Origin of the sequence: Bradyrhizobium sp. SHOUNA76, from assembly GCF_023006445.1 — a bacterium.
Lineage (GTDB): Bacteria > Pseudomonadota > Alphaproteobacteria > Rhizobiales > Xanthobacteraceae > Bradyrhizobium.
In genome coordinates this window covers 1-3,493 of record NZ_JALBHA010000599.1, presented here as the reverse complement: position 1 = coordinate 3,493, position 3,493 = coordinate 1, and the positions used below count along the sequence as shown (strand labels likewise).

Sequence of the window (3,493 nt, the reverse complement as noted above, 5' to 3'; positions counted from 1 at the left end):
CAAGGCGGCCCTGGAGCGCGGTGCCAGCGAGGACGAGCTCAGGGTGCTGACGCAGAAGCTTCGTGAGGCCATGGCCGGCAAGGTGCGCGATCTCGCCCGGCGCGCCGAACAGAATCCGCTCGGGGCCCGGCAGCCGTTCCCCGCGGAGGTCCAGCTCATCCTCGACAAGGCGATCGAGCTGCGGCAGAAGACCCAGCATGCGACGCCCGAGCAGCTCGCAGAGCTGGCGCAGCAGCAGGACGTCTTGCGCGAGCAGCTTCAAGCCTATCGGAAGTCGGCGAACAGCCGTGCCAACAAGGCGGGGGACGACAAGACCAACCAGTTTACGCGGGACCGGAAATGCGGAAGCTAGCACGCGTGCCAGTCTTGAAGGCGATGTCGATCGCCTGTCTCGCCGTCCTCTTGGGAGGCGTATCCCCGGTCGCGGCCCAGCAGGATCAGGATCCCGATGCGCTGCTCGACAGCGCGGAAAAGGCGATGCAGGATTCCGGCGACAGCCTCAGGCAGAAGGAGTCCGGGAAGAGCCTGAACAACCAATCCGACGCCATTCAGAAGCTCGAGGAATACAAGCGCGCCACGGAGAGAAGCCAATCTTCCAGTCGCGATCGTTCCGTCATCACGCAGCGGGATCTGGACGATCTGTTGCGGCAGATCGAGAAGGCGGCGCGCGAGGGCAATAAAGAGGCCGCGCAGCGCATGCTCGAGCAGCTCGCGCAGATCATGGAAAATCTGCAGATGGCGCAGCCCGGGCAATCCGGCGAGAGCGAGATGGAGCAGGCGCTGAACGAGCTCAGCGACATGATCCGCAAGCAGCAGCAATTGCGCGACAAGACTTTCAAGCAGGGCCAGGACTCCCGGCGGGACCGCTCGCGCGGCAAGCAGGGCGACCAGTCGATGTCGGACCTCCAGCAGGATCAGCAGTCGCTGCGCGACCGCCTGAAGAAGCTGCAGGACGAGCTCGCCAAGCGCGGCCTCGCGCAGAAGGGACAAAAGGGTCAGAAGGGACAGCAGGGTCAACAGGGACAGAAAGGCCAGCAGGGCGACCAAGGCCAGAACGGCGATCAGGACGGCGACGACGGCGATGACGATGGCAGCCTCGACACCGCGGACGGCGCCATGGGTGATGCCGGTTCAAAGCTCGGCGAGGGCAATGCCGACGGTGCCGTGGATTCACAGGGCAAGGCACTCGATGCGATGCGCAAGGGCGCGCAGAAGATGGCCGAGGCGATGCAGCAGGGCGATGGCGACGGGCAGGGCGATGGTCCCGGCAATCGGGCCGGTCGTCAGCAGAGCGGCGGCAATCAGACCGATCCGCTGGGCCGCCCGCTTCACGGTCGCGATCTCAGCGACGACTACTCCGTCAAGATCCCCGGCGAGATCGACGCCCAGCGTGTCCGCCGCATCCTCGAAGAACTCCGCCGCCGCCTCGGCGACAGCTCGCGCCCGCAGATCGAGCTCGATTATATCGAGCGGCTGCTGAAGGATTTTTGAGCCTCTCGTAGCCCGGATGAGCGCAGCGATATCCGGGGCCGCGCGTCCCGCATGTCGCTGCGCTCATGCGGGCTACGAACTGCGAGCTCAGTCCGCCCGCTACCCCTTCTTCGCCGCGAGCGCGTCCGCCACCGCCGTGCGGATGTCGGCGACCGAGAACGGTTTTGTCACGACGTCGTGCACCAGTGCGTTCAGGTTGGAGGCGCGCTCGCGCTGGTCTGCAAAGCCGGTCATCAGCAGGATGGTCAGATCGGGGAAATCGCGCGCGGCGGAGAGCGCCAGCGCGATGCCGTCCATGATGGGCATCTGGATGTCGGTAAGCAGCAGGTCGAAGGCGCCGTCCTCGCGGGTCAGTATCTCCAGCGCCTCGGCGCCGTCCTGCGCGGTGACGGTCTCGTGGCCGTCCATGGCGATGGCGCGCGCCACCAGCGTGCGCATCGAATCCTCGTCGTCGGCGATCAGGATTTTCGGCATCAGATCAACCTCTGGGACGAACCTTCCCGTGCAGGACTCTGCAAGCTGATTATACGCTGCCGCCGGCAATGTCGCGCCGGTTGAAGAAGCGAACGTCGATATTGCGGCCCTCGGGCGGCGGCGAGGCGAGGCGAGAGCGGAAGAAGGCGCGCTCGCCGGGCCGCAGCACGGTCTGCTCCAGCACCGTATTCCAGGCATAGATCTCCGCGCCCTGCGCGTCGCGCACGGCAAAGCGCAGCCGCGGGATGTCGAGCGGCTTCTTGCCCTCGCCGACGATCACGCCCTCGATCACCAACACCTGCTTACCGTCCACGGTTTCGCTGGAGAGCTTCACGTCCTTGAAGGCGAGGCCGCGCAGGTTCACCTCGAGCCCTACCATTTTGTAGAACGCCGCCGTCTGCGGCAGCAGCCGCACCATGTCGCCGCGCCAGATCACCAGCCCCAGCACCAGCGCGCCCATGGCGGCGCAGGCGGTCGGCAGGCCGAAATAGGATTTTCGCGGCGCAATGGTGGGAGCCGGGCGGCTGACCCGCGCACCACGGCGGCCGAACAGGCCGCGGAACCAGGACTGATGCTGCGCGCCGACGACCTCCTCTTCGGCCTCGCGGGCCGCCGCTGACCACTCGTCCTCGGTTTCCTTGGCCTCTTCATCGGGCCAGTCGCTGGCGATCGAGGGGCTGTCGACGACAGGCGCATCAGCGGCGCCGTCGTCCCTGGCATAGGAGTTCCACTGCTCGGCGAGGTCGGACTGGTCGTCAGCCTGGCTGGCTGCGGCCATGGCCGGGACGGATGCCTCCTCGATGGCATCCTCGGCATGGGCGATCCAGGTCTCCTTGCAGCGGGAACAGCGGACTGCCCGTCCGTTCGCCCCCAGGCTCGCAAGCTTGATGGCGTAGGATGTCATACAATGGGGGCAGACGATATGCATGGACGAGCCTTGATGCATGAACGAGGACTTGACCATGTATGCTACAGGGCGACCGTTAACGAACCGGAAACCATAACGGCCGCAAAACCCGTTGATCGCGTATGGCGGAGCGCAGCAGTGCGACCCGCGCCCCTCTCGAACGGAGCTGAGCTTGGTTCGGTTCGAAAATGTCGGATTGCGTTACGGTCTGGGGCCGGAGATTCTGCGCGACCTCAGCTTCCAGATCCCGGCGCATTCGTTCCAGTTCCTCACCGGCCCGTCGGGTGCCGGCAAGACCTCGCTGCTGCGCCTCTTGTTCCTGTCGCATCGGCCGACGCGGGGCCTCGTCAATCTGTTTGGTCATGACATCTCGCAGCTCGGCAAGGACGAGATCGCCGACTTGCGCAAGCGCATCGGCATCGTGCTGCAGGATTTCCGCCTGCTCGATCACATGACGACCTATGAGAACGTCGCGCTGCCGTTCCGCGTTATGGGGCGCAGCGAGTCGAGCTATCGCAAGGAGGTGATCGATCTGTTGCGCTGGGTCGGACTCGGCGAGCGCATGGACGCGCTGCCGCCGATCCTGTCGGGCGGCGAGAAGCAGCGCGCCGCGATCGCGCG

General features: G+C 65.8%; 4 protein-coding genes and 1 pseudogene. 3 read left to right on the top strand and 2 right to left on the bottom strand.

The annotated features are described in order from the left end of the window. A pseudogene (locus tag MOV74_RS34040) lies at positions 1-352 on the top strand (TIGR02302 family protein); the annotation flags it as partial. Further along, entirely contained in the window at positions 340-1,491 is a 1,152-nt protein-coding gene (locus tag MOV74_RS34035) for a DUF4175 family protein (protein ID WP_246931358.1), read from the top strand. The pseudogene MOV74_RS34040 and the gene MOV74_RS34035, both read left to right, overlap by 13 nt. 99 nt (positions 1,492-1,590) lie before the next feature. Here MOV74_RS34035 and MOV74_RS34030 read toward each other — a convergent pair whose 3' ends face one another. Further along, a complete protein-coding gene (locus MOV74_RS34030) occupies positions 1,591-1,965 on the bottom strand; it encodes a response regulator (protein ID WP_028139933.1) in 375 nt (124 codons plus the stop codon). A 49-nt stretch (positions 1,966-2,014) separates the two neighbouring features. Continuing rightward, the gene (locus MOV74_RS34025; RefSeq protein WP_246931357.1) at positions 2,015-2,893 is read right to left on the bottom strand and encodes an MJ0042-type zinc finger domain-containing protein; all 879 of its coding nucleotides are present in this window, start codon (positions 2,891-2,893) and stop codon (positions 2,015-2,017) included. Between the two features lie 151 nt (positions 2,894-3,044). On the opposite strand from MOV74_RS34025, the gene MOV74_RS34020 reads away from it, so the two are divergent. Then, positions 3,045-3,493 (top strand): cell division ATP-binding protein FtsE (locus MOV74_RS34020; RefSeq protein WP_246931356.1); only part of this gene is annotated, 449 nt, incomplete at its 3' end.

Excerpts from the sequence above, each read along its gene's own strand:
- MOV74_RS34035 (WP_246931358.1), top strand. The coding sequence starts at position 340 with ATGCGGAAGCTAGCACGCGTGCCAGTCTTGAAGGCGATGTCGATCGCC.
- MOV74_RS34030 (WP_028139933.1), bottom strand. The coding sequence starts at position 1,965 with ATGCCGAAAATCCTGATCGCCGACGACGAGGATTCGATGCGCACGCTG.
- MOV74_RS34025 (WP_246931357.1), bottom strand. The coding sequence starts at position 2,893 with ATGCATATCGTCTGCCCCCATTGTATGACATCCTACGCCATCAAGCTT.